The 25,802-nt window shown below is 64.1% G+C and carries 24 protein-coding genes; 15 read left to right on the forward strand and 9 right to left on the reverse strand.

The window, feature by feature from the left end; genetic code table 11:
- Window positions 1-173 precede the first annotated feature (173 nt).
- A complete protein-coding gene (locus tag L0U82_RS32650) occupies window positions 174-1,586 on the forward strand; it encodes a DUF2252 domain-containing protein (protein WP_233837616.1) in 1,413 nt (470 codons plus the stop codon).
- A 33-nt stretch (window positions 1,587-1,619) separates the two neighbouring features.
- Here L0U82_RS32650 and L0U82_RS32655 read toward each other — a convergent pair whose 3' ends face one another.
- Window positions 1,620-1,982 carry a DUF190 domain-containing protein gene (locus tag L0U82_RS32655; RefSeq protein ID WP_233837618.1) on the reverse strand — a complete coding sequence of 121 codons (363 nt, stop codon included), beginning with the start codon at window positions 1,980-1,982 and terminating at the stop codon, window positions 1,620-1,622.
- 329 nt (window positions 1,983-2,311) lie between these two features.
- The gene (locus tag L0U82_RS32660) at window positions 2,312-3,094 is read right to left on the reverse strand and encodes an ABC transporter substrate-binding protein (RefSeq protein ID WP_233837620.1); all 783 of its coding nucleotides are present in this window, start codon (window positions 3,092-3,094) and stop codon (window positions 2,312-2,314) included.
- 615 nt (window positions 3,095-3,709) lie between these two features.
- Between L0U82_RS32660 and L0U82_RS32665 the strand changes: the two genes are divergently transcribed.
- The 7 genes from L0U82_RS32665 to L0U82_RS32695 are packed head-to-tail and all read left to right on the forward strand — an operon-like array spanning window position 3,710 to window position 9,262.
- On the forward strand, window positions 3,710-4,237 hold the full coding sequence (locus L0U82_RS32665; RefSeq protein ID WP_233837622.1) for a Na+/H+ antiporter subunit E: 528 nt from the start codon (window positions 3,710-3,712) through the stop codon (window positions 4,235-4,237).
- Entirely contained in the window at window positions 4,230-4,490 is a 261-nt protein-coding gene (locus L0U82_RS32670) for a monovalent cation/H+ antiporter complex subunit F (RefSeq protein WP_233837624.1), read from the forward strand. Before L0U82_RS32665 ends, L0U82_RS32670 begins: the two co-directional genes overlap by 8 nt.
- A gap of 3 nt (window positions 4,491-4,493) precedes the next feature.
- Window positions 4,494-4,736, forward strand: coding sequence for a hydrogenase subunit MbhD domain-containing protein (locus L0U82_RS32675; RefSeq protein ID WP_233837626.1), 243 nt, complete (start codon window positions 4,494-4,496; stop codon window positions 4,734-4,736).
- A gap of 3 nt (window positions 4,737-4,739) precedes the next feature.
- The gene (mnhG, locus tag L0U82_RS32680; RefSeq protein WP_233837628.1) at window positions 4,740-5,084 is read left to right on the forward strand and encodes a monovalent cation/H(+) antiporter subunit G; all 345 of its coding nucleotides are present in this window, start codon (window positions 4,740-4,742) and stop codon (window positions 5,082-5,084) included.
- Window positions 5,081-5,785 carry a Na(+)/H(+) antiporter subunit B gene (locus L0U82_RS32685; protein ID WP_233837630.1) on the forward strand — a complete coding sequence of 235 codons (705 nt, stop codon included), beginning with the start codon at window positions 5,081-5,083 and terminating at the stop codon, window positions 5,783-5,785. Before mnhG ends, L0U82_RS32685 begins: the two co-directional genes overlap by 4 nt.
- A 13-nt stretch (window positions 5,786-5,798) precedes the next feature.
- Window positions 5,799-6,173 carry a sodium:proton antiporter gene (locus L0U82_RS32690; RefSeq protein WP_233837631.1) on the forward strand — a complete coding sequence of 125 codons (375 nt, stop codon included), beginning with the start codon at window positions 5,799-5,801 and terminating at the stop codon, window positions 6,171-6,173.
- Complete coding sequence (locus L0U82_RS32695; RefSeq protein WP_233837633.1) at window positions 6,167-9,262, forward strand: proton-conducting transporter transmembrane domain-containing protein; 3,096 nt, start codon at window positions 6,167-6,169, stop codon at window positions 9,260-9,262. Before L0U82_RS32690 ends, L0U82_RS32695 begins: the two co-directional genes overlap by 7 nt.
- A 39-nt stretch (window positions 9,263-9,301) precedes the next feature.
- On the opposite strand, the gene L0U82_RS32700 is transcribed toward L0U82_RS32695, so the two are convergent.
- A complete protein-coding gene (locus L0U82_RS32700) occupies window positions 9,302-9,871 on the reverse strand; it encodes a YdeI/OmpD-associated family protein (RefSeq protein WP_233839282.1) in 570 nt (189 codons plus the stop codon).
- Window positions 9,872-10,132: 261 nt separating this feature from the next.
- On the opposite strand from L0U82_RS32700, the gene L0U82_RS32705 reads away from it, so the two are divergent.
- From L0U82_RS32705 to L0U82_RS32725, 5 genes are all read left to right on the forward strand, one after another.
- Window positions 10,133-10,909 carry a GlcG/HbpS family heme-binding protein gene (locus L0U82_RS32705; RefSeq protein WP_233837635.1) on the forward strand — a complete coding sequence of 259 codons (777 nt, stop codon included), beginning with the start codon at window positions 10,133-10,135 and terminating at the stop codon, window positions 10,907-10,909.
- Window positions 10,910-11,070: 161 nt separating this feature from the next.
- Complete coding sequence (locus L0U82_RS32710; protein ID WP_233837636.1) at window positions 11,071-11,850, forward strand: gluconate 2-dehydrogenase subunit 3 family protein; 780 nt, start codon at window positions 11,071-11,073, stop codon at window positions 11,848-11,850.
- Between the two features lie 70 nt (window positions 11,851-11,920).
- Window positions 11,921-13,705, forward strand: coding sequence for a GMC family oxidoreductase (locus tag L0U82_RS32715; protein ID WP_233837637.1), 1,785 nt, complete (start codon window positions 11,921-11,923; stop codon window positions 13,703-13,705).
- Between the two features lie 10 nt (window positions 13,706-13,715).
- Window positions 13,716-15,086 (forward strand): c-type cytochrome, encoded by a 1,371-nt coding sequence (locus L0U82_RS32720; RefSeq protein WP_233837638.1) that lies wholly within the window; start codon window positions 13,716-13,718, stop codon window positions 15,084-15,086.
- A 73-nt stretch (window positions 15,087-15,159) separates the two neighbouring features.
- The gene (locus L0U82_RS32725) at window positions 15,160-16,224 is read left to right on the forward strand and encodes a sensor domain-containing diguanylate cyclase (protein ID WP_233837639.1); all 1,065 of its coding nucleotides are present in this window, start codon (window positions 15,160-15,162) and stop codon (window positions 16,222-16,224) included.
- 93 nt (window positions 16,225-16,317) lie between these two features.
- Here the strand turns inward: L0U82_RS32725 and L0U82_RS32730 are convergent, their stop codons facing one another.
- Window positions 16,318-17,235: a LysR family transcriptional regulator gene (locus L0U82_RS32730; RefSeq protein WP_233837640.1), complete on the reverse strand. Its 918-nt coding sequence runs from the start codon at window positions 17,233-17,235 to the stop codon at window positions 16,318-16,320.
- Between the two features lie 140 nt (window positions 17,236-17,375).
- Between L0U82_RS32730 and L0U82_RS32735 the strand changes: the two genes are divergently transcribed.
- Window positions 17,376-18,140 (forward strand): SDR family oxidoreductase, encoded by a 765-nt coding sequence (locus L0U82_RS32735; RefSeq protein WP_233837642.1) that lies wholly within the window; start codon window positions 17,376-17,378, stop codon window positions 18,138-18,140.
- Window positions 18,141-18,237: 97 nt separating this feature from the next.
- On the opposite strand, the gene L0U82_RS32740 is transcribed toward L0U82_RS32735, so the two are convergent.
- The 3 genes from L0U82_RS32740 to L0U82_RS32750 all read right to left on the reverse strand — a co-directional run bounded on the left by L0U82_RS32740 (window position 18,238) and on the right by L0U82_RS32750 (window position 21,786).
- Entirely contained in the window at window positions 18,238-18,861 is a 624-nt protein-coding gene (locus tag L0U82_RS32740) for an ABC transporter ATP-binding protein (protein WP_233837645.1), read from the reverse strand.
- Window positions 18,862-18,872: 11 nt separating this feature from the next.
- Window positions 18,873-20,081 (reverse strand): hypothetical protein, encoded by a 1,209-nt coding sequence (locus L0U82_RS32745; protein WP_233837646.1) that lies wholly within the window; start codon window positions 20,079-20,081, stop codon window positions 18,873-18,875.
- Window positions 20,082-20,184: 103 nt separating this feature from the next.
- Window positions 20,185-21,786 carry a methyl-accepting chemotaxis protein gene (locus L0U82_RS32750; RefSeq protein WP_233837647.1) on the reverse strand — a complete coding sequence of 534 codons (1,602 nt, stop codon included), beginning with the start codon at window positions 21,784-21,786 and terminating at the stop codon, window positions 20,185-20,187.
- 392 nt (window positions 21,787-22,178) lie between these two features.
- Between L0U82_RS32750 and L0U82_RS32755 the strand changes: the two genes are divergently transcribed.
- A complete protein-coding gene (locus tag L0U82_RS32755; RefSeq protein WP_233837648.1) occupies window positions 22,179-22,751 on the forward strand; it encodes a DinB family protein in 573 nt (190 codons plus the stop codon).
- Window positions 22,752-22,853: 102 nt separating this feature from the next.
- Here L0U82_RS32755 and L0U82_RS32760 read toward each other — a convergent pair whose 3' ends face one another.
- Entirely contained in the window at window positions 22,854-24,704 is a 1,851-nt protein-coding gene (locus L0U82_RS32760) for an ABC transporter ATP-binding protein/permease (RefSeq protein ID WP_233837649.1), read from the reverse strand.
- Window positions 24,701-25,576 (reverse strand): extracellular solute-binding protein, encoded by an 876-nt coding sequence (locus L0U82_RS32765; RefSeq protein WP_233839285.1) that lies wholly within the window; start codon window positions 25,574-25,576, stop codon window positions 24,701-24,703. Before L0U82_RS32765 ends, L0U82_RS32760 begins: the two co-directional genes overlap by 4 nt.
- Window positions 25,577-25,802: the final 226 nt, after the last annotated feature.

Raw genomic sequence — 25,802 nt, forward strand, 5'->3', positions numbered from 1 at the left:
TCGTCAGGTTCGCCCGCCATGCCAGACCGAAGCAGGCGCAGCGCATGAGCGGCACGAAAGCATGAACGACGCAAAAGCGTCCACGCGAAGTTCGGCAACAAAAAGAGTGCAGGTCAGGTTTTTCGTCGTGTGCAAAACGAATTGAACAACACCGCATCTCCAAGGGGCAAACGATGGCGCCACCCGAAACCTTCGCAGAGCGCCGTGCATTCGGCCGCAATGCACGCAAGAACACCCCGCGCAGCGCTCACTCCGAGATAGGCAAGATCGATCGCGATCCGGTGCGTCTGCTGCGCGAAAGCAGCCGCGGCCGTGTCGACGCGCTTGTGCCGCTGCGCTACGGGCGCATGCTCGCATCGCCGTTCACGTTCTATCGGGGCAGCGCGATCATCCAGGCCCACGACCTGTCGGGCACCGCGAACAGCGGCTTTCACTTCCAGATTTGCGGCGACTGCCATCTGATGAATTTCGGCGGCTTCGCGACGCCCGAGCGCGCGCTCGTGTTCGACATCAACGACTTCGACGAAACGGCGGTCGGCCCCTGGGAGTGGGACCTGAAACGCCTCGTCGCGAGCCTGTACATCGCGGTCAGACACCTCGGCCACGGCGATAGCCTCGCCGATGACGTGGTTGCAGCCTGCGTGCAAAGCTACCAGCACTGGACCTCGGAATACGCGGCGATGAGCCCGCTGGAACTGTGGTGCGAACTGATCACGTTCGCGCGGCTCGAGGAGATTTCGCCGACCGAGGACGCGCGGCAACGCATCCGCAACAGCATCGCGAAAGCCTCGCGCCGCACGCACGAAACGATTCTGCCGAAGCTCGCGAGTCGCCGCGAAGGCATCTGGCAGATACGAGACGTGCCGCCGACGATCTTCCACGTGCACGGCAAGAACACGCTGTTCACACAAGACGAAGATTGGCTTGGCCTCGGCGACTGGCGCACGCTGATGCAGCCGATCTACGAGCACTACCTGAAGTCGCTCGGCACGGTGCGCCGCACGCTGCTCGATCACTTCACGATGCACGACATGGCGTTCAAGGTCGTCGGCGTCGGCAGCGTCGGCACGCGTTGCCTGATCCTGCTGATGGTCGATCAGCACGAGAAACCGCTTTTCATCCAGTTCAAGGAAGCGTCCACCTCGGTCATCGCGCGCTACTTCAAGGCGCCGGGGCCGAAGCATCAGGGACAGCGCGTCGTCGACGGACAACAGCTGATGCAAGGCGCGAGCGACCCGTTTCTCGGCTGGACCTCGGGGCCGTTCGGGCGTCCGATATACGGCCGCCAGCTGCGCGACATGAAAATCTCGGCGACGCTCGAACTATTTGCGAAAGATACCTTCCGTCAGTACGCGAGCATGTGCGGCTGGGTGCTCGCGCGTGCCCACGCGAAAGCGGGAGGCGTCGCGATCGAAGTCGACGGCTATCTCGGCAATGGCGATCAGATGACGCAAGCGCTGGTGCTTTATTCGCGCGCGTACGCGGACCAGGTGGAGAAGGACTACGAGCGATTCCGCAACGCGTGCCGCAGTGGCCGGCTGGAAGCGCGCACCGATGTGGACATGGCGGCCGATTTCGTCGCGTAGACGCGCGCGCGAAGCCTCGGCTCGGCGGCGGGATCACGCGCGAGGCTTCGGCGCGCCTTCGCCGTTTTTGCCGTCCTGGTCCTCTTCACCGGTCACGCCGAACTCAACCGGCGTCTTCACATAGAACAGATGCAGCCCTTCCGCGCGCAGCCTGTCGAATAGTCGATCGGCTTCGTCGCGCGTCATCGCCATCACGACCGACAACGGTTGGTCGGCCAGTTCGAAGAAGTGTGCCGAATGAATCCGATGATGGTGGCCGATCCCTTCGCAAGCCGGAATCACGGTGGCGCCGCGCAGGCCGAGTTCGCCCGCGAGATGAACCAGCCAGTCGGCGAGCGGTTTGCCGTGATGGCTGCGCGCCTGCTGGGTGAAGAAGGTGACCTGATAGCCGTGCATGGCGGGCCTCCTCGATACGGGCGGCGCCGGGCGGCAAATCGCCGGGTGGCAAGATACGGGCGCCACGCCTGTGACCCTGTGACCGAAACGGGCTTCTGGGCCGCGCCGCCGCGGCTGCCTGCTTTGGTAAGAAGAAGCCGCCCGGTTCGAACGTCGGCGGGGTGAATAGGTCGCCCAGCCGCGTCCCGTTTCAGGACAGATATGAGATTAGTGTAGGTGTCGCGCCGCGCGAGTGCCAGGCCGCTGCCGCCGCCCGCGCTTGCGCTCGCGCGGTGAAGCCGCGGGGTCTCGCGTCACACCGCAAAACCCCGCTGTTTTCATGGCCGGAATTACTGACCGTACACGTCGAAATCGAAATACTTCTTCGCAATGCGGTCGTATGTGCCATCCGCGCGCATATCGGCAATCGCCTTGTCGATTTGCGCCTGCAGGTCGGTATCTTCTTTACGCAGGCCAATTGCGGTGCCACTGCCGAGCGTTTTCGCGTCGTAAAGCGCACTGCCGGCAAATGCGAAGTCCTTGCCGCGCGGCGTGCGCAAAAAGCCGGAATCGGCTTGCACCGCGTTTTGCAATGACGCGTCGATACGGCCTGAAAGCAGATCCGAATAGACCAGATCCTGATCCTGATAAGGCACGATCACGGCGCCCGCCGGTTCCCAATAGGTCTTCGCATAGGTCTCCTGGATCGTGCCCTGCTCGACGCCGATACGCTTGCCCTTCATCGCTTCCGGCGTCGGCTCGAGCCCGGAGCCCTTCTTCGCGACCAGACGCGTCGGGATCCGGAACACCTTCGACGAGAACGCGATCTGCGCCTGACGCGCGGGCGTCATCGACATCGTCGACAGCACACCGTCGAACTTGCGACCCTTGAGCGCCGGAATCATCCCGTCGAACGAGTTTTCGACCCATACGCATTTCGCGTTCAGACGGCGGCAAATCTCGTTGCCGAGATCGATGTCGAAGCCGACGAGCTTGCCGTCGGCCGCTTTCGATTCGAACGGCGGATAGCTCGCGTCGACGCCGAACCGCACGGTCGACCACTCCTTGGCGATTGCGCTGCCGGACGATACGGCGAGCAACGCAATCGTCAGGGTTGCAAGCATGGCTTTCATTTTTTGCTCCTTTATCACTCTTCTGAAAAATACGGACGGGCGGCGCGATTCGATGAATTCGGGCGCGCTGGCGCGCGAAACCCGACATTCGACCGTGATCCGGCCACCCGCACAAATTCATTAAAAAAATCAATTCATGCGGCACGCGCATAGATCTACGGGAAGCGGCCGCGCGTTCAAATGGTTAAATACATTCATCGGGAGGCTGGAATCGCGATTGTCAAACCTTTGAACCCGCGCGGTATTGCAATACAAAATCACCAGAAATCACTTCCGCAAATCGCGCAACGCCCGATATTTTCGCAAAGAAATAGCCTAAATAAATGCCGATTCTCGTGTCACTCGTTGGCCCACGATATTCGAATAAATTTGCGTCCATTCATCAATAGCCGGTAGCCGCGCCGCGCACCTCATTCACGCATCGCATCCGACTCACACTTGAAGCGAATCGCAAGACACCACCCTATTCACACAGATTTCTCTGTATTCGAGTCGGCCATTTACACGCCCGCGGCGCCCACTGTGAACACGCATCCACCCCACCCCGCCGCTGTTGCGTTGCCAGACATAGTCACCTAGAATTTTCCGCAGGGTCCTTTTTCAGGAACTGATGACGTGGCTTCGAACAACGGAAAACCGGTGTCGTCGTTGGTTCCTCCCGGGATGCCTGGTCTCTGGATCATTCTGTTCGTCATCTGGATGATCGCGAATGCCTCGCTCGCGATCGAACCCGCCCTCGTCGGCCTCGCCATTACCTTCGTCATCGCGCACGCGTTCGCGTCGTCGAGCGAAGCATGGCAACGTCTTCGTCCGACACCGCGCGCGCTTTATCACTTCATCGCGTTTAGCGGAACCTTCCTCGTCGAACTCACGCGCGCCAATTTCAACATGATGGCGTACGTGTACTCGCCGCGTATCGACATCAAGCCCGGCATCGTCAAGGTGCGCACGCGCCTGCAAACGCCGCTCGGCCGCCTCGCGCTGGCCAATTCGATTGCACTGACGCCCGGCTCGCTGGTGATGGATATTCGCGACGATATCCTGTTCATTCACTGGCTCGACGTGAAGACGACCGACATCGACGCCGCCACCGAAGCACTCGTCGCGCCTTTCGAAAGGCATCTGGAGAAAGTCTTTGGCTGAGATCATGCTGCGGATCGCCGCCGTGCTGATCTTCCTCGCGATCCTGTTCGGCGTGATCCGTCTCGTGATCGGCAAGACCGTGATCGACCGGGTGGTCGCGATCGACATGCTGACGGTCATCTCGATCTCGCTGATCGCGCTGTACGCGCAGAACTCGGGCCGCTTCGTCTATATCGATGTCGCGCTCGTCTACGCGCTGCTCAGCTTTCTCGCCGTGCTCGCGATCGCGCGCTTTCTGGAAAGGGGGCTGTGAGTCATGCTCGAACTGCTCCTGCTGCTGATGTGCGCGAGCATTCTCGTCAGCGGCGCGCTCGCTGTCTGCCTGAAGAACCTGATCGCCGCGATGGTGAGTTCGGGGCTCGCGAGCCTGTTCGCCGCGGTGGCCTTCCTGCTGCTCGCCGCGCCCGACGTCGCGATGGCCGAAGCCGCGATCGGCTCCGGGCTCGCGACCTTCATCTTTCTGTACGCGATCCGTAAAACCGGCTATCAAAAAGGCTAGCGCATGTTCGAACTGATCGGCAGCGTGTTTATCCTCGCGGGCGCGGTCTTTCTGTTCTCCGCGGGCCTCGGTCTGCTGCGCATGCCGGACGCGTATACGCGTATTCAGGCCGGCACCAAGGCATCGACGCTCGGCAATATGCTGGTGCTGATCGGCCTTGCGTTCTATCACCCGAGCTGGACCTTCCGGCTGATCCTGCTGATCTACTTCGTGTTGGTGACCAACCCGGTGTCGTCGCATGCGCTCTCGCGCGCGGCGTGGTTGATCCGCACGCCGATGACTTCATCCACGGTCACCGACGCGCTCGCCGACGACGGCAAACTCGTCAGGGAAGAGGCGCAATCATGATGCGTCGCGTGGTCGCCGCGCTAATCGTCGCGCTGTTCGCGATCGTGTTCTGGCGTCTCATCGGCGGCTATGTGCAATTGCAGGCGCTGCGCCCGCTCGCCGAGTATTACGTCGTCAGAGGGCCGCTCGAACTCGGCGCGCCGAACATCGTGACCGGCATCCTGATTACCTACCGCGGCTTCGATACGCTCGGCGAAGTCGCCGTGCTGTTCATGGTCGCCGCGAGCGTCGGCCTGCTGCTGAAGGAAGAAAGCAATGTCGCGCCGGAAACAGCAACAGACGAGCCGACGCCCCCGCGCCGCGCCGCCGGTGAAATCGTGCACACCGGCAAGCAGTTGCTGCTGCCGATGATCTTCACGTTCGGCGCCTACGTGATCGTCAACGGGCACCTATCGGCGGGCGGCGGTTTCCAGGGCGGCGCGATCGTCGCTTCCGCCGTGATGCTGATGCTGCTCGCGCGGCCGCGCTCGACGCTGAACGTCGCGCTGCTGAGCGTCGTCGAATCGTTTGCCGGCGTGTTTTACGTATGTATCGGCCTCCTGGGCCTCGTATTCGCGGGCGGTTTTCTCGACGCGCGCTTTCTGCCGCGCGGCGAATTCGGCGCGTTCTTCAGCGCCGGTGCCATTCCGCTGATTTCCGCGTTGCTCGGTATCAAGGTCGGCGCGGAACTGAGCGTCATCATCGACCGGTTCAGAAGCTGAACGAGGAGAGCGCATGAGCATGGGCTTGCCGGTTTCGACCATCCTGCTGATCACCGGCTGCTGCCTGTCGCTGATCGGCCTGTGGGGCATGCTGACCCACCGCAACATTCTGCGCATCATCATCGGCTTCGCGGTGATCGACACGGGGCTGCATATCGTGATGGTCGCGACCGGCTACATCACCGGCGGCACCGCGCCGATCATCGACGCCGCGCTCAGCAAGGCCGAAGCCGCGCATCGCGCGATCGATCCGATTCCTTCGGCGCTCGTCGTCACCGCGATCGTGATCGGGCTGTCGGTCACCGCCGTCATGCTGGCCTTCGCGATCCGTCTGTACGCAGCCAAAAAAACGCTTTCCATCGACGCGTTCACCGAGTCGAAATGGTAGCCGCGCTCTTTCATCCGCTGCATATCTTCATTCTCGGCCTCGGCGGCGGCTTCGTCATTCCGCTGCTGTACCGGCTCGGCAAACCGTGGCTCACGCTCGGCTTCTTTATCGCGCTGTGCGGCATCGTGCTGGTGAGCGGCGTGTCGCTGTATGGGCTGCTCGACGGCGGCAACACGATCGAGGTACTGACCGCGGGCTCGCTGCCGCCGGTCTCGATCAATCTGCGCTTCGGCGTGTGGGAAGGCTTCTTCTCGTTCAGCGTGAACCTCGTCGCGCTGCTCGGCGCGCTTCATCTATGGGATCGGCTGCGCGGCAATTACGCGGCGTTGCTGCTGTATCTGATTCTGGTGATGGGCATCGACGGGATGGTGATGACCCGCGACCTGTTCAACCTGTTCGTGTTTCTCGAGATCGTGTCGATCGCAACGTATGGCCTGTTCGGACTCGACCGCACGCCGGCCGCGCTCGCCGCCGCGTTCAAGTACATCATCGCGACCGTCATCGCGTCGACGTTGTTCCTGCTCGGCGCGGTGCTGCTGTACTACGTCAGCGGCACGCTGAACATCGACGAATTGCTGTCGATGCGCGATCAGCTCGGCGGCCCGATCGGCACGCTCGCGATACTGCTGGTGTTCTCGAGCCTCGTGATCGAATTGAAGCCGTTCCCAGCCAACGGCTGGGGGCTCGACGTCTATGAAACGATGCCGAGCGGCATTGCCGCGATGGTGTCGGTCGGCGTATCGGCAGGGGTGTTTTTCGCGCTGCTGAAGCTGCTGCCGCTGTTCGACGGCCAACTCACATTGCTGGCTGTCTCGGGTGGCGTGACCTTCCTGTTCTCGAACCTACTCGCGCTGAAGCAGACGAAACCGCAGCGCGTGCTCGGCTATTCGTCGATCGGGCAGATGGGGTTGCTGATGCTGTCGCTGTCGCTATTGCGGCAGGCCGGTGCGGATGCATCGATTCCGCTGGTGGTCGGCGGCCTCTTCATCAACCATCTGCTGGCGAAGGCGGGCCTGTTCTGGCTCACCGGCATCGTGGCGCGGCACGGCAAAGACGCGCGCGCGGTGCTGTCGCGCAGTCCGCTGCTGATCGCGTTGCTCGGGCTCTTTATGGTGGCGATCGCGGGGCTGCCGCCGTTCCCCGGCTTCTGGGCGAAGTGGGAGCTGCTGATGCGCCTGACCGCCGCCGGCAAGCCGTACTGGATCCTGCTGATTCTCACGGGCTCGCTGCTCGAAGCGGCGTATATGTTCCACTGGTTCGTGCGTGCGTTGAGCCCATCGGATGCCGAGCCCGAATCCCGGCCGGACTTCTTCGCGCTGCTGCCGCTATTCGGCGTCGCGATTCTGCTGATCGGCGCGGGCTATGTCGCGGCCACGATGTCGGGCGTCGCGTCGTTGTGGCTGTTCTCGCCGCTCCTGGCCGGCGCGCTGTTCTACGTGGCGGATCGTCTGCCCGGACGCGTGAAGGGCGTGCTCGCGCTGCTCGTGATCGCGCTGATCGGCACGCTGCTCGTCGAAGAGACGATCGGCATCTCCAGGCTGTTCGCCTGGCTGCTGCTGGCCGGCACGCTCGTGATCACCGCGGCGACGCTCTACCGCGACGATGAGCGCACCGGTTTCTATCCGATGCTGGTCGTGCTGTCGCTATCGATTCCGGCGCTGCTGCGCGCGTCGACCTCGCTCGAATTCTTCTATAGCTGGGAAATCATCACGCTGTCGTCGTGCTTCCTGATCGCCAAATGCCGGAGCGCGGGGCCGCACGTGCTGACGTTCCTGCTGTTCTCGCTGCTGTCGGCGTTTTTCCTGCTCGCGGGCTTCACGAACGTCGCGGCGATCGACGGCACGATCCAACTGTCCGCGCTGATCCATGCCGGACCGGAAGCGAATCGCGCGTTCGTGCTGCTCGCGACCGGCTTCCTGATCAAGGCGGGCGCGATCGGCGTACATGTGTGGCTGCCGGGCGCGTACACCGAGGCGGAAGACGACGTGACCGCGATGCTGTCGTCGGTGGTCAGCAAGGTCGCGATGTTCGGGCTGCTGGTCGGCACCTATCTGACGATACGCTCGGAAGTCGGCCTCGAACTCGCGCACGCGATGACGTGGATCGGCATGCTGACGACTCTCGTCGGCGCGCTGATGGCGTTCCGCCAGAACGACTTCAAACGTCTGCTCGCGTTATCGAGCATGAGTCAGATCGGCTACATCGTGACCGCGATCGGCCTGATGAGCCATCTCGGCTGGGTCACCGCGCTGTATCTGGTCGCCAATCATATGTTCGTGAAGGGCATTCTGTTTCTCGCGCTCGCCGGTGTGATCCTGCGCACCGGCACGCGCAATTTCGCCGACGTCGGTGGCCTCGCGCGCGAGATGCCGTTCACGTTCGCGATGGTCGTGATCGCGCTCGTGTCGATGTCGGGCCTGCCCCCGCTGATGGGCTTCGGCGGCAAGTGGCTGCTGCTGAGCGCGATGACCGACAAGGGCTGGTATGGGCTCGTCGTGTGCGGGCTGATCGCGACCTGCGTCGGCTTTCTGTACATGGTGCGTCTGCTGAACGGCCTCTTCCTCGGCGCGCGGCCACCGCAACGGCCGGTGGTGCGCGAGGCGCCGATCGCGCTGCTGGTGCCGCAGTTCCTGCTGGTGATCGGCATCGTGATCCTGTCGTTCTTCCCGAAGCTGCTGATCGAGCCGGTGTCGGCTGCGATCGATCCGCAATTCGCGGCGACGCTGGTGTGGGGCGGCATGTCGCTCGAAAGCATCTACGGGTTCTGGAATCCGACACCGGTCGTGATCGTCGTACTGATCGTCGCGGCGGTGCTGTTCGGGCTTGGCGTGCTGTTCTATCGCAGCCGGCGCGGCAACGCGAAAAACCGGCCGGACCTCTACCACTTCTATCGGCCGATCCTGAGCCGCACGGTGCCGCCGGTCGCGCAAATGTTCTGGCGCGGCACGTCGCACTTCGCGCTCGCGGCGGCGGCGGGGATACGGCGCGTGTACACCGGCAATGGCCAGACCTATGCGATGTATGTGCTGCTGTATTTTCTGGCGATCTATTTCGCGAGCACCGGGTTGGGCGGGGGCGGCTTGCGGTGAGCCACGTGTGTCGCGCGGCGGTGGTTGGCGGAAACGGCTCTATGGATGAATGGTTTCGCCGCGCTCCAGCATGGTGATGAACTCGTCGATCTTGCGCAGCCGTGTTGCCGGCATTTTTGCGTTCTGCACGCGAAACAGGATCGCGTAGCGGTTGCGAGCGTTCAGCGTCGCAAAGAATGCGCGAGCTTTGGGATTGGCATCCAGCGCGGCCTGAAGATCGTCCGGCACGACCGAGTTGCTGGACGACGCGTAGGCAGCGTCCCAGCGGCCATCCTGTTTCGCTTTCTCGATCTCCTGCATGCCCGCCGGCAGCATTCTGCCGGCGGCGATCAGCGCTTCGGCCCGGTCTTTGTTGAGCTTTGACCAGATGCTTTTGGCGGAACGGCGAGTGAAGCGCTGCAGCCAGTACGTTTCGCTCTCCGTCCGTTTCTGACCGTCGATCCAGCCATGGCATAGCGCACTTTCCAGTGCCTGTTCGTAGCTCAAGGTTCGCCGCGCGGCGCCCTTTTTGGCGAGGCGCAGCCATATCCCGGTCGACGCGCCGCCGTTTTGCGCCAGCCAGTTTTCCCACTCATTCTGGTCGACGAATGTCAGACGAGGTTCAGTCATGGAGCGATCCGAATCGTCGAACTCAATCGACGAGGGGTTAGCGTTCACTGAAAGTTCGCAGCTTATCGGGTTGTCCGGATTTTGGGACGATTGACAAGCTCCATCTCCCCATGTCACGATAATTATGCGTATTGTCGACAATATGTTAAACACAACACTGTCGCGATCCGAGATCAGCTTACGAACGACCTACGCCGCAAATCCAACGACGAAGTCCGGCCGGCTCACCTGAGCGAGCCGTTCACCAGGAGACAGGTCCCCATGCGCGACGCCGCGCTTGTCGAACCCGCATTGCCCGATCATCCGGGCGCACGCGCCGATGATGCGCTCGCGCACCTTCGCGACCTGACGGTCCCCGCCGTACACTCGCCGCGCGGAGATGGTCCGGATCGGCCCAGCTCCGCCGCACGAACCACGCGTCGCGTGCCGTTCACGTTGAGCGCCCGCGCGCTCTGCTCCACGCCCGATCACAACAACAGGAAAACTGTCATGCGTAACTCTCTCGCCAGCGTGCTGGCGTCGGCCGCCTTGCTCACGGTCGTCTCGGTCCCGACTCACGCCCAGACCTCGGCCCCTCAAGCCGGTACTCAAGCCAGCGCGCCGGCCGAACTGCCGGCGCACTCGCCGTTCGATATCCCCTACGGCATGCCGCTCAGCCTGCGCGACGCGAACCGCGCGATTGCCGCCGCCGAAGCCGAGGCCGCGAAACACGGCTGGCCCGAGGCCATCGCCGTGGTCAATCCGGACGGCGGGCTGGTCTCGTTCGCGAAGATGGACGACACGCAGAACGCGTCGCCCGACATCGCGCTGCGCAAGGCTCGCACCGCCGCCGGCTTCCGCCGCGACACGCGCACGTTCTTCAACAGCTATTCGCACGGCAACGCCTATCCGGGCACGCTCGATCCGGGCCTCGCCGCGTCGCCGGGCGGCCTGCCGCTGGTGGTCGGCGGCCATATCGTCGGCGCGATCGGTTGCAGCGGCGGCACCGGTGACCAGGACGCGGACATCTGCCAGGCAGGCGTCGACGCGCTGAAGTAAGTCCATGCCGGCCGCGCACTCGCGGCCGGCTATTTGCGCGAACACATCGCGCACACATCGGATGCCCATCGCAAAGGCGCGGCAAGAACACAAACAACGCGTTCGGCCACGCCAACCGACAGCCCGAGACAACTCGAAATAAAAAAGCCGGAGACAACCCCATGAGCCAGCAGCCTGACGGCGAGCGCGCCGGCGCGGCGCCCGACGCCCCGCCGACGCCGTCGCGCCGACGCTTCCTGATCACGACGATCGCCGCGCTGCCCGCGGCCGGCGCGCTGGCCGGCTGCGAGGTCCGCAGCGGCGCGGCCAGCACGAACGCATCGGCAGCCGCGGCAGCGGACGGCGCGAGCGCGGGACCGTATCAGCCGGTCTTCTTCAAGCCCGACGAGTGGCGCTGTCTGCAAGCCGCGGCCGACCGCATGATCCCGCACGACGCCGAAGGCCCCGGCGCGCTCGACCTCGACGTACCGGTCTTCATCGATAAACAGATGAACGGCGGCTTCGGCTACGCGGCGGACCTGTACATGCGCGGCCCGTTTCCGCACGACGTCCCGCCGCTATCAGGCATGCAGAGCCGGATGACGCCGCGCGATGTCTACCGCACCGGCCTCGCCGCGCTCGACGCGCACTGCCGCGCGAATTTCGCCGGCCGCGAGTTCGCCGCGCTGCCGCCCGCCGATCAGGACAAGCTGCTGCACGGCATGGACACCGGCGCGATCAAGTTCGAGCAGACCTCGGCGACGCGCTTCGTGTCGCTGCTCTGGCAGAACGTCAAGGAAGGCTATTTCGCCGACCCGATCCACGGCGGCAACAAGGGAGCCGGCAGCTGGAAGATGATCGGCTTCCCCGGCGCGCGCGCCGACTTCGCCGATTGGGTCGATCAGCCGGGCAAGCGCTATCCGCTCGGCCCGGCCACGATCGCCGGCAACCCGACAAGCTGAGCGGCGCTGCCGGCGCTGAAAACAACCGCTTATAGCAACCGCTGATAACAACACCACGGAGACACGCCACATGGCGGATATCAAAATGCCCCCGGTCGACGCAGTGGTCGTCGGCATGGGCTGGACCGGCGCGATCATGAGCATGGAACTCGCCGAAGCGGGACTCAAGGTCGTCGGGCTGGAGCGCGGCGAACCGCGCGACACGGTGCCGGACTTCGCGTACCCGCGCGTCGCCGACGAACTGACCTACGCGCAGCGCTACAAGCTGATGCAGAGCCTGTCGCGCGAAACCGTCACGATTCGCCGCAACCAGCAGGAGTCCGCGCTGCCGCTGCGCCAGTACGGCCCGTTCCTGTTCGGCGACGGCGTCGGCGGCTCGGGCGTGCACTGGAACGGCTTCACGTATCGCGCGCCGCCCGCCGAGCTGCAGTTGCGCAGCCACTACGAAGCACGCTACGGCAAGTCGTTCATCCCGCAGGACATGATCATCCAGGACTGGCCGGTCACCGCCGACGAGCTCGAACCGTTCTACGACCGCTTCGAATATGTTGCCGGCACATCGGGGCGCGCCGGCAATATCAACGGCAAGCTCATCGACGGCGGCAATCCGTTCGAAGCGCCGCGTTCGCGCGACTACGCGTTGCCGCCGCTCGCGAACGCATATCCGTCGCAACTGTTCGAGCGGGCCGCGCGCGAGCTTGGCTATCACCCGTATCCGACGCCCGCGTCGATCGCATCGCGCGCGTACACGAATCCGTATGGAATGCAGATGGGGCCGTGCAACTTCTGCGGCTACTGCGAGCTGTTCGGCTGCTACATGTACTCGAAGGGCTCGCCGCAGGCGTGCATCCTGCCCGCGCTGATGAAGAAGCCGAACTTCGAGCTGCGCGAGCGCGCGTACGTGGTCAAGGTCAATCTCGACTCGACCGGCAAGCGCGCGACCGGCGTCACCTACATGGACGCGCAGGGCCGCAGCGTCGAGCAGCCGGCCGAGATCGTCGCGCTATGCGCGTACCAGATGCACAACGTGCGGTTGCTGCTGCTGTCGGGCATCGGCACGCCCTACGATCCGGCCACCGGCCGCGGCACGGTCGGCAAGAACTACGCGTATCAGCGCAACAGCAAGATTCAGGGCTTTTTCAGCGACGACGTGATGATCAATCCGTTCATCGGCTCCGGTTCCGGCGGCCAGGTGTACGACGATTTCAACGCGGACAACTTCGATCACGGGCCGCTCGGTTTCGTCGGCGGCGCGATCACGTTCGCAACGGTGACGGGCGGCCGGCCGATCGCCCAGGCGCTGACGCCGCCCGGCACGCCGAAGTGGGGCTCGGGCTGGAAGAAGGCGGTCAAGGACAACTACCTGCATGCGTTCGCGATCGCGACACAAGGCTCGGTGATGGCCTACCGCGACAACTATCTCGACCTCGATCCGACCTACAAGGACGCCTACGGCCTGCCGCTGCTGCGCATGACGTTCGACTGGAAAGACAACGAAGGCCATATGACGCAATTCGTCAGCCAGAAAGCCGCAGACGTGATGCGCGCGATGAAGCCTACGCCGCATACGGTACAGATCAACGCGGGCAGGCCGGGCGACCGTTTCGACATGGGCCCATACCAGAGCACGCACACGACCGGCGGCGCGATTCTCGGCGACCGGCCCGATAACAGCGTGGTCAACAAGTACCTGCAAAGCTGGGACGTGCCGAACGTATTCGTCACCGGCGCTTCGATGTTCCCGCAGAACTTCGGCATCAACCCGACCGACACGCTCGGCGCGATGACCTATTTCTCCGCGCACGCGATCAGGGAGACGTATCTGAAACAACCCGGCCCGCTGGTGCAGGCGTAAGGAGCGCACGATGACCCCAATCCGGAACATCGCGCGCCCGCGCTTGAAAAACGCCGCGGCCCTCGACGCAGTCAGATCGATCGCAGCATGCGCCGCGCTGGCGGTATGCGCGCTCGCAGCGCCGGGCGCGTTCGCCGCCGGCAACGGCAACAACACCGGCACGGCCGTCGACGAGCAGCTCGCGCACGGCGCGTATCTCGCGCGCGTCGGCGATTGCGCGGCCTGCCACACCGCGCCGCACGGCAAGCCGTTTGCCGGCGGCTTGCCGCTCGATACGCCGTTCGGCACGCTCTATTCGACCAACATCACGCCGGATGCGAACAGCGGCATCGGCGGCTACACGTACGAGGATTTTGCGCGCGCGCTGCGCGAAGGCGTCGCGAAGGATGGTCACCGGCTCTATCCGGCGATGCCGTTCCCGTCGTATGCGAAGGTCAGCAACGCGGACATGCGCGCGCTGTATCACTACTTCATGCACGGCGTTCCAGCGGTCGCGCAAGACAATCGCGCGGACGGCCTGCGCTTTCCGTACAACGTGCGCGCGCTGATGACGGTGTGGGACACGATGTATCTGCCGAAGGGCGTGTATCAGAACGATCCGCATCAGAGCGTCGAATGGAATCGCGGTGCGTATCTCGTCGAAGGTCTCGGGCACTGCAGCGCGTGCCATACGCCGCACGGCGTGTTCGGCCAGGAACAGGCGTTCGACGCGAACGGCAACACGGCCTTCCTGTCCGGCGGCACGCTCGCCGGCTGGTACGCGCCGAGCCTGCGCCAGCATCCGGACGGTGCGAGCGCCGCCGCGGTGAAAGCCGGACTCGTCGGCTATCTGCGTAGCGGACGTTCGGCCGATGGCGCGGCGTTCGGACCGATGACCGAAGTCGTCGACCACAGCCTGCAGTACCTGAGCGACGCCGACGTGAACGCGATCGCGACGTATCTGACGTCGCCGCCGCTGCGCACGCAATTCAGCGCGAAGCCTGTGGCGTCGGCAGGCGCGGCGGATGCGACCGCGGTCGCGCTGCGCGCGGGTCACGTAAGCAGCACCGGGGCGCTGCTGTATCTGAACAACTGCAGCGCGTGCCATCGCTTGGACGGCACCGGCGCGGTGCCGGCGTTCCCGAAACTGTCCGGCAATGCGCTCGTCGGCGACGGCGATCCGAGTTCGCTGATCCACATCGTGCTCAGCGGCTCGCACATGCCATCGACCACGACCGCACCGACCCCGCTCGCGATGCCGAACTTCGACTGGCGCCTGAACGACCAGCAGATCGCCGACCTGCTGACATTCGTGCGCAACAGCTGGGGCAATCACGCGCCGGCGGTCAGCGCCGAGCAGGTCCGCAACGTGCGCGCGACGGCGGTCAGCGCGGCGCGCTAGCCGGGGCAAGGTAATATCCGATGCTAGGCGCTAGCCCGCCCCGGACAAACAACCGTAAAAAGACGCCGCCGCCATGACCCAGAACGACAAAGACAACGACAACGCCTCGCCCGAGCCCCTTTTGCAAGCCGCCTTTCTGCGCCACGAAAACACGACGGCGCCCACGACGCCGTTGTTCGGCGAGGACGACAGCGCCGTGTATCGGACCTTGCTCGAATCGACCAAAGCGATCCCGTGGAAAATCGACTGGGCCAGCATGGCGTTCACCTACATCGGCCCGCAGATAGAAACCCTGCTCGGCTGGGCCGCGTCGTCGTGGAAAACGGTCAACGATTGGGTCGAGCGCATGCACCCGGACGATCGGGAAGCGGTCGTCAACTTCTGCGTGTCGCAATCGCAGGCCGGCACGGATCACGAGGCGGACTACCGCGCACTGACGCGTGACGGCGGCTACGTGTGGATCCGCGACGTCGTGCATGTGGTGCGCTCAGCGGATGGCGGTGTCGAAAGCCTGATCGGCTTCATGTTCGACATCACCGAACGGAAGCAGACGGAAGAGAAACTCGCGCAGTTGCAGAAGGAGCTCGAACGTCTGTCCTATCGTGACAGCCTGACCGGCGCCGGCAATCGGCGCCTGTTCGATGCCGAATTCGAGCGTGCATGGGCGGCCGGGTGCACATCGGGATCGGCGATGTCGTTGATCCTGATCGACATCGATTTCTTCAAGGCCTACAACGACTACTACGGTCATTTGCAGGGCGACGAATGCCTGAAGTCCGTCGCGCGCGTGCTCAGCCGGGCGGCGGGCAACAACGCGTTTCTGGCCCGATTCGGCGGCGAGGAATTCATGCTCGTGTTGCCGGACACCGGGCACGACGCGGCCGTGAAGATCGCGGAGAACTGCCGAACCTTGCTCGCGCACGAAGCGATTGCTCATGTGCGCTCGCCTCACAATCAATGCGTGACCGCGAGCTTCGGTGTCGGCACGGTGATTCCGGCCGAGCGTGGCGATCGGACCGCGTTCGTCAATCTCGTCGACGCGCAGCTTTATCACGCGAAAGACAACGGCCGCAACCGGATCGCCGCGGTCGATCGCGCGGGCATGCAAGGCGAAGCGTTCAAGACGCATTCGCGCTAGAAGCACTAGAAAGCCAGCCCGCGTTTACGCGGCAGATGCGAGTACCGCGCCCGATTCGCAGCCGGCGCGGGTCGCTCTTAAGTTCCGTCGACCTCAAGCTTCGCCGGCCCGCTCCCACGGCGGCACGCCGCCGAATGCATCGACGAGGAAATCGATCATCGCGCGCGTCTTCGCACTCAGGTGTCGGCGACTCGGATACAACGCGAGTACGTCGATATCCGGCAAGCGATACTTCGGCAATATCCGGACGAGCTTGCCGGCCCGCAGATCGTCGCCGACCAGAAAAGTCGGTTGCCAGATCACGCCTTGCCCGGCAAGCGCCGCCGCACGAGCCGTATCGCCATTGTTGCTGCGCATCGCGCAGTTGACCTTCACCACGTGAGCCTTGCCCTTGCCGTCGATCAGTTGCCATTCGTCGCCGGTCGCGGCATACGAGTAGCCGATGCATTGATGGTCGATCAGATCGGCCGGCGCCACCGGATAGCCGCGGCGCGCCAGATAGTCCGGCGACGCGCACAGGATGTTGGTCGATGTCGCCAGCTTGCGCGCCGCCTGATTGGCCGAGCCGGCGCGTGAGATGCGAATCGCGAGGTCGTAACCCTCATCGACGATATCGACGACGCGATCGATCAGCGCGACATCGAGTTCCACCTGCGGATACCGGCGCATGAATTCCGGCCACAGCGGCGCCAGATGCAGAATCCCGAAGCTCACAGGCGCATTGATTCGCAGCCGGCCGCGCGGTTCGACCGACGCGGATGACACGAGTCCCTCGGTTTCCGCGACGTCGTCGAGGATCGATTTGCAGCGGGCATACAGCGTCTCGCCGCTGCCGGTCAGGGACAGTTTGCGCGACGTGCGATTCAGCAGCCGTGCGCCGAGATGGGCTTCCAGCTCGTTCACGTAGCGGGTCACGTTGGCGGGCGACGTGTCGAGCGCATCGGCCGCGCGCGTGAAGCTGCCGCGCTTCACCACGGTCACGAACACTTCATAGGCGCGCAGCCGGTCCATGTCGCCCCCGCGAACATTCACAAAAGCTGAATGATATACGCACGTTTTTTGCCTTTCTACATTCGCGGCTGAAGCCTACATTACCTGTCACCGGCCAGCGCATTGGGCACTGGCCACCAAACTGCAGCAGGAGATCGAACATGCAACGCTTGACAGGAAAAGTCGCCATCGTCACCGGTGCCAGCGCGGGAATTGGCCGGGCCACCGCGAAACTGTTTGCCGCCGAAGGCGCCAAAGTGGTGATCGCGGCGCGCCGCGAAGCCGAACTTGAAACGCTCGCCGCCGAAATCGTTAGCGAGGGTGGCGAGGTCGCGTTTCTGGCCGGCGACGTGCAATCCGAGGAGTTCGCGAAAGCGTTGGTGGCACTCGCGGTCAGCCGCTTCGGCCGTCTCGACATCGCGTATAACAACGCGGGCACGTTGGGCGAAATGGGGCCGACCACGGAGGTATCGGAGGCGGGCTGGTCGGCTGCATTGGCAACCAATCTGACCAGCGCTTTCCTGGGTGCGAAGCATCAGATCCCCGAAATGCTCAAGCAAGGCGGTGGCTCGATCATCTTCACGTCGACTTTCGTCGGTTATTCGTTCGCTTTTCCGGGCACCGCCGCCTATGCGGCGAGCAAGGCCGGACTGATCGGGCTGACTCAGGCGCTCGCCGCCGAATATGGACCGCAAGGCGTCCGCGTGAACGCGATTCTGCCTGGCGCGGTCGATACGCCGATGTATCGCGGCATGAACGACACCGCCGAATCGCAAGCGTTCGTTACCGGCCTGCATGCGCTGAAGCGGGTCGCGCGACCGGAAGAACTCGCGCGTTCGGTGCTGTATCTTGCGTCCGATGACTCGTCGTTCGTGACCGGTACGGCTTCGCTGGTCGATGGCGGTGCGTCGATTACGCGGACGTAAATGTTGCTGGTGGTAGCGGGCTGGCGTGCGGGACGCGTGGCTTCAGGGTTGTGTTGAAGCTGGCGTGTTGGGGCGCCAGCCTCACGCGTCATGCACGTTATTCATCGATTTCGAGGTCGGCGAACCTGATCGTCGTTGCGCCACAGCCCTGCATCAGTTCGCGATCGTGACTGGAAAAGAAGACCATCCGGTCTTTAGACAACGTGCTGAACAGATCGATCAGGACGCCGCGCGCGGCGGCGTCGAGCCCGTTGCCGGGTTCGTCCGCAATGACGACCGAGGCCTCGCCCAGGCTCGTCGCGCTCAGGAAGATCTTCTTGCGCGTGCCGAGCGACATCTGCTCGAAGCGTTTGTCGAGATGCGGCGTCAGCCCGAAACGATCCGCAAGTTCCAGCGTGTGCTTATCAACCGCCGTCCTTTTGGTCGCGGCGACGAGTTCGAGAAATTCGCGCCCCGTCTGGAACGGATACGCGATGCAGTCGTCCGGCACATACGCGAGCGCGGATTTCGCCTTCAGCGGCGCGTCACGTAACGAATGGCCGTTGATCCAGACATCCCCTTCATCGGCATCGATGGTCCCGGCGAGGATGCCCAGCAACGTCGATTTGCCGCTGCCGTTTTCATCGCAAAGTGCCACGCATCCCGCCGGGAACCTGCTTCGCAAGCCCTGAAAGATGATGCGCTCGCCATAGCGCTTACTGATGTTTTCGATTCGAAGCATTGTGCAGTCCATCAGACGAAGATTTGCCATGCTGCGACGATCCAGATCGCCGCGAGCATGGCGCCGAGCAACACGGAATCTCTCGACGCATATCGTTGCGGCAGACGCAGCAGCGCAACCAGTGGTGCCCACGCCAGTACGATCGCTACCGCGACACGCACCGGCAGCACGTCGTGCGCCACCAGCAGCAGCGGCGTAGCAATCGCGAAGGGCAAGGCGAGCGCGACGACGGTCAGCACGTCCGCGCGAATCTGTACCGGCGACGCAAACGGAAGCGATCGCACAAAGTGCGCGGCACGCGCATGACTCGCGCCCAAATCGCGATACGTGGGTGCGGCAATCAGCGCGATGGCGGCCTGGGCGATCAGCGTCAGCGGCAACGCGCGCGCGTCGAAACCCCAACGGCTTGTCAACTGGTACGTGGAAACAACGATTGCAGCCATCAGTACGCAACGGCTGGCGGTCGCCGTCGCGTGAAATGCCAGGATGCCGAGTTGAAGTTTGACGAAAGGCGGCAACCCGACTGTGCCGTCGAGGGTCAGCAAACGGAATGCGCGGCGCCATGATGGACCGTGCCATTTCCGTTTTGCTCGCGCTGGACGCGCAGGCGGCGCATGGGCCAATGCGAACGCGGCAACGAGCAACGACGCGACGAGCAGTGCCGTTCGCATCGCGTGATCGGCCTGCAACGCGCCGATCAGAATGAAATTGGCGATCATCAACGCAGACCTGTTACTCACGCCGCGCGACAACACCATCAATTGCCATCCGAGCGTAATCAGCGCGAGATCGACAACGTACAGATAGTTGGAGACCTTATCTGGCAGGAATACCAGCGCAATCGCCGCCGCGATGACAGGCAATAGAAGTGGCGTACTGGCGATCAGCACGAGCGCCGCATCCACGGCGCGGCGATGTCGATTGGAGACCGGCAACGATTTGACGAAGACAGCGAACGGACCACCGCTGATCGCTGTGCGTTGGATCAGTACCCAAAGCATCGCGACCGCTTCGAGCGCATGCACCCACAAGAACCGCCATTCGAGACCATGCGCGGGGGCCAAAGGCGCGAGTACGGGCGCGCCGAGCAGGCGGGATTCGGCAAACACGGGCATGGCGGGCAGCAACAGCAGCACGGCCAGCAACAAAGCCTGCCAGTGCCGGTAGAGCGCACGGGCCGTCGTCAGTACGTACCAACGTAATCGCCACGACAGCAACATGTTCGCATCCCCGTCACACAAGCGTGCGGACCCTTTTGATCGAAGCGCTATCCTGCCATGCTGGCATCGTGTGCAACAACTACGCTCCCCCCGACCGCCGAATTCACTGCTTCGCCAGATCGAAGATCTCCACCGTCGCTTGAAGAATCAGCGACTGTTCGCTCAACGATTGCCCGGCCGCCGCGGCTTGCTCCACCAGCGCCGCGTTCTGCTGCACATCGGCATCCATCGCGCCGAGGGCCTCATTGATACGTTGCAGGCTGCTGTTCTGCGCCGCCGATGCATCGGTAATGCTCAAGATCAGCGTATTGACGCGCTCGACCGACTGCACGATCGACTGAGTCGCTTCCCCCACCTGCTCGACCCGCGTGCGCCCCTCGTCGGCCTGCGACGCCGCGTGCGCAATCAGCCCGGCGATCTCGCGCGCGGCCGCCGCGGTGCGCTGCGACAGCACCCGCACCTCGCCCGCGACGACGGCGAAGCCTCGTCCCAGCTCACCGGCGCGCGCCGCCTCGATCGCGGCATTGATCGCGAGGATATTGGTCTGCGCGGCAATGCTGTTGATCAGGTTGGAAATCTCGGCGATTTTCGCCGAGCTGTCGGCGGCGGAGCGGATCGTCGCGACCGCATCGGCCATCTGTTTGCCGCCGTCACGCACGAGGCTCGCCGTCTCGTTGGAGATTTGCCGCGCGTCGTGACCGAGCGCGGTGTTGGTCGCGACCGCGTCGGTCAGCGCGCGCAACTCGGCCGCCGTCGACTGCAGCGCGAACGCGGTTTTCTCGGTGCGCTGCGACAGGTCATCGTTGCCCGTTGCGACCTGCGCGGTGGCGGAAGCCAGTTCGCGCGTACCGCGATCGATATTGGAAACGATCTGCACGAGGCTCGCGCGCGTCATGTTGAGCGCGCGCACCAACGGCACGAAGACGCCGGCGACGCGCCAATCGAAGCGCGCGAGCAAATCGCCGGACGCAATCCGGTACAGGTAATTCGTCACGTGCGACAAGGGTGCAACGAACTTGCGCTCGATCGACCGTCCATGCAGCACGATCACAATCAGCGCGCAGACGAACGCGCTCCACGCAAACGTCAGTTGCGCGGCTGAGGCCGGCTCGCCCACCGCTGGTCCGCCCAGCGATGGCACGAGGCCCGGCGTCAGCGCGGCCAGCGCCACGGCAAAACAGACCGCGATCGCAAACAGTGCCGCCCATCGTCTGGCGTGTCCGAGCATGCCGGCTAATTTGCGCCCGCCGCGGGCCAGCACGCCTCTCCTGACCAGACGCCCCTGCTCGATGAAATACCTGTCGCCGTCCGCGCCGTTGAGCGTGTCGAACATGCGCCGGGTCTGCTCGATCATCGCCGTGGGCGCGCTGGTACGCACCGACGTGAAGCCGATCAGCTTGCCGTTGAGCCAGCGGGGCGCGACGCTCGTGATCGTCCACAGACGCCGGCCGTCGCGGCAAAGATTGACCGCGACGCCCTCCCAGCGCTTGCCGGCATCGATCGTCTGACGCACGTCCATGAACGCCGCGCGCGGGCTTTCCGGAGGCACGAGCTTCGCATACGGCTGCCCGATCAATTCCGCGACCTCGTAGCCGAGCACACGGGCCAACGAATCGCTGACATACGCCACATTGCCCTTCAGGTCCGTGCGCGAAATCAGGATCTCTTCCACGCCGATTGTCAGGGCCGCAGATGTCTCAGTCATATTTTTGTTCCATATACGAAACTTATGTCCATAGGAAGAATAAGAAAGAATAACGGCAGGTATCGGGTGAATTTGAGGGAGGGAATCCCCGAGGGATTCGATTCGTCCCGAAGGGATCGGAGGCCGCGCGTTTTGCTGACGCGCTAGCGGCGAACTGCGGGATGGAGACCAGAGGCATCGGGTGAGAAGCGCCGACCGATGGCCGACGCGAATCGAGTGCTCGCCTGACCGCCCGCCTGCACGACGCTCCAGGCGAGCGGCAGGTATGCTTCAGAGCTGATAGCCGGCAGGCGCTCACTGCCGTGACGTTCGACATCAAGTGCGTGGATCGTCGACGCTCAAACGCCGGCCCAAACCATCGCGCGCCCCCCGCAACCCGAGAAGGAAAAGAGATGACTTTGCTGAACGATCGCCCGGAACACGAACTCACGCACGCGCCGGCCGGCGTATCGCCGGCGTCGCCGCTGGCATCCTTGCGCATGTTCGCGCGCTACAAGGCCTGGGCGAATGGCATTACCTATACCGCGGTGCGCGCGTTGCCGGACGGCGAGGCATTACGCCCAAGACAGACCCGTTTCGGCAACATGGTCCACACGCTGAACCACGTCTATGTGATCGACGACATCTTCAAGGCCCATCTGCAGGGTACGAAGCACGGCTACACCGCGAGAAACACGAAGGACACGCCGCCACTGGAAGACTTGTGGCGATCAGTCCAGGCGATGGACGCCTGGTATATCGACTATGCCGATGCGCTGACCGAACGCGATCTCGGCGAGCTGATCCATTTCGAGTTCGTCGGCGGTGGCGACGGTGCGATGACGCGCGAGGAAATGCTGCTGCATATCGTGAACCACGGCACCTATCACCGCGGCTTCGTTGCCGACATGCTGTTTCAGGCGGGGGCGGCGTCGCCGGCCAACGATCTGCCGGTATTCCTGCGCGACGCGTATCGCAGATCGTGAGCGGCGCGGCCGTTGTCGGTGCTTGCGCGTTGAAGCCGATCCGCGGATGTCATTGCAGCGGGCAGTAGCGGGCAATCGCCGGCCTCCGCCAACTGACTATGACTACGCACACACCGTGCGCAGCGAGCCCGGCCACGCCGACACACCCGCGGCGTCCACCGAGAACCGGCACTGCTGCCCCTCGTCGAGTCGCGTGCCGTTGAGCGCGACATCGACCCTCGCGCCGCCCACATCGAGACGCGCGAACCGCTCGCCGCGACGCAATTCGATCGCGGCGACGCGGGCCTCATGCGGACCGTCAGGCGTCAGCACGATCGCGTGCGTGGCAAGCCGCCACATCACCGGCGTGCCGATCGGCAACTCGGCACAATCCGCTTCCACGATCCATCCGGGCGCAAGCTCGATGCGCCGTGCCGCGTGCACGACGCCGCAGCCGACATTCGATAGCCCGAGCAGTTCGGCCGCGCGCAGCGTCGCCGGCCGGGCGAACACCTCGTCGATGCCGCCGGCCTGCAAGACCCGGCCCTGATCGACGACGAGTATCTCGTCCGCGAGCAGCGCGGCTTCATCGGGATCATGCGTGACGATGATCGTCACAGCGTCGATCTCGCGTTGCAGCTCGCGCAGCGATTGCTGAAGCCGCCGGCGGCGCGGCGTATCGAGCGCGGAGAAGGGCTCGTCGAATAGCAGCAGGTGACTGTGACGCGTAAGCGCGCGAGCGAGCGCCACGCGCTGTCGCTGGCCGAACGACAGCTGCTTCGGCAGATGATTTTCGAGCGCACCCAGCCCGAGATGACCAACCCAGTAACGCGCGGCCGCGGCATCCGCATGGACCGGAAACGCCAGTTGCTGCGCGACCGTCATGTGCGGAAAAAGCCCATAGTCCTGCGGCATGTAGCCGATCTGACGCGCTTCGGGCGGCAACGCGCCGAGGTCCGTCGCGCCGAGTGTCACGCCGCCGGCCTCATTGGTTTCGAGACCCGCGATCAGCCGCAGCGCCAGCGATTTGCCCGACCCCGACGGACCGATGATCGCGAGACGCCGCGTAGCAGGCGCCCACGCGATATCGAGACTGAACGCGCCGAGGCGGCGTGCGAGCCGGAAAACCAGACGCGGGTCTTCAGCGGCCGGCGCGGAAACGGGGCGCGCGGCGATCACCAGCGGCTCGTCGGCGGAGTCAGCGAGCGCGGCGCTCAGCGGTTCGGTGGCGCCACGGCGGTAGGCCGACAACGCGGCGCAGGCCACGGCGATTGCGAGCGTCGGCAGCAGCAGCGGCATCATCGCCGGCAGCCCCTGGCCGCCGAACACCACATAGGTGTAGACCGGTAGCGAGTATGGGTGATACGCGACCATCACGGTCGCGCCGAATTCGCCGAAAGCGCGCAGCCAGGCGAGCACGAGGCCGGCGCGAATCGTTGGCCAGGCGCCGGGCAACGCGACCCTGAAAAAGCGGCTGCCGGCGTGATGGCCGAGCGTCGCCGCGACGTCTTCGAAGACCGGATCGGCGGCGGCGAAGGCCGAACGCGCCGCGACGACGAGGAACGGCGCGGCCACGAAGGTTTCGGCAAGCACGATGCCGGTGAAGCTGTCGGTGAGTCCGCCGATCACGCTGCCGATCCCGCTGTACGGTCCGAACAGAAACAGCAGCAGCACGCCGCTCGTGAGCGGCGGCAGCGCGAGCGGCAACTGCACGATGAACCCGAGCACCGCGAGTCCGCGCGAGGACGACCGCGCGAGGCAGTAACCGAGCGGCACGCCGCCGAGCAGAATGATCAGCGAGGCGACGCTCGCGCTGGCAACGGAGACGCCGACCGCGGACGCCGCCGTATGCCAGTCGACACCCGCCCAATCCGCGCGGCCGATCTCCGGAATACTCGCGATGAACGGCGCGCACAGGTAGACCGCGAGAAGCAGTGCAAGCCCGGTCAGTGGCCGGGCCGCTTGACGCTTCATTGCGCGGCGTCGAGCACGGCCTGTACCGAGGACGGGATCGCCTGTCCGTTGCCGGTGACCGTCGGCTTGACCACGTCGACGCCATGTTCCTTCAGCAGTTCACGACCCTTGGCGCTCAGCAGAAAGTCGACGAAGCGGGTCGCGCCAGTCGCATTCGGCGCGTCCTGCAGGATCGTCAGCGTGTAGCTCGCCTTCGCCTGCAATTCGGGCGCTGGACGCAGCGCCGGAATCTTCAGGTCCGAGGTTTCGGTCGAGTAGAAGAAGCCGGCATCGAGCTGACCCGATTGCAGCCGGCCCACCAGCGTTTCCTCGGGCAACACCTGGGCGGGATTGTCGACGGCACCCAAGGTTTTCTCGACCAGATCCGGCTGGTGATACAGGTTCGCGGCCGTGGTCACCATCTCGACCGTGAATGCGCCCTTCGGATCGAGCTTCGGATCGGTACGGCCGACGCGGATGCCCGGCTCCTGCAACACCTGATCCCAGCGTTTCGTCTTGAAATCCTTGGCGAAGCGGCTTTGCGGGTTATAGCCGATCATCAGCGGCGATTCGGCAAAGTTCACGTACCACGTGACGTGATCGCCATTGGCCGCGCCCATCAGGCTCGTATTGACGCTCGGGCTCGCGCTGATGAACACGTCACCGCGGCGCAGTTTGCCCTTGATCTCGTTGGCGATCTTGTTCGAGCCGGCAGCATAGCCCTGGAAGTGCAAGCCGGTTTCCTTCTCGAACGCCGGCCCGACGCTGCGCTCCATCAGATTGACGAGCGATCCGGCGTACAGCACGTTGACCGTTCCTTCGTCCGCCGCGCACACCTGCGCGCCCGTCACACCCGCCAATACCGCAATCGATACCAGGATTTTGCGAAACATCATGTTCCCCGTCGGTTATAAAGGTCGATATATTACGAGCGCGGCGAATGCAGCACAAATTGGCGCACCGCGCTCACACCCGCACCCTCGCCCGCACGATCGATCACATACAGGCGGTTGCGCGCGCCGTCGACCGCAACGCCGCGCACTGAGTGGAAATCCCTTGCATCGGCTCATCCCGGACGTGCCGGCGCGCGAATAAGCGGAACGATATGAGCGATATCGA

The organism is Paraburkholderia sp. ZP32-5 (genome assembly GCF_021390495.1).
Classification (GTDB): Bacteria; Pseudomonadota; Gammaproteobacteria; order Burkholderiales; family Burkholderiaceae; genus Paraburkholderia.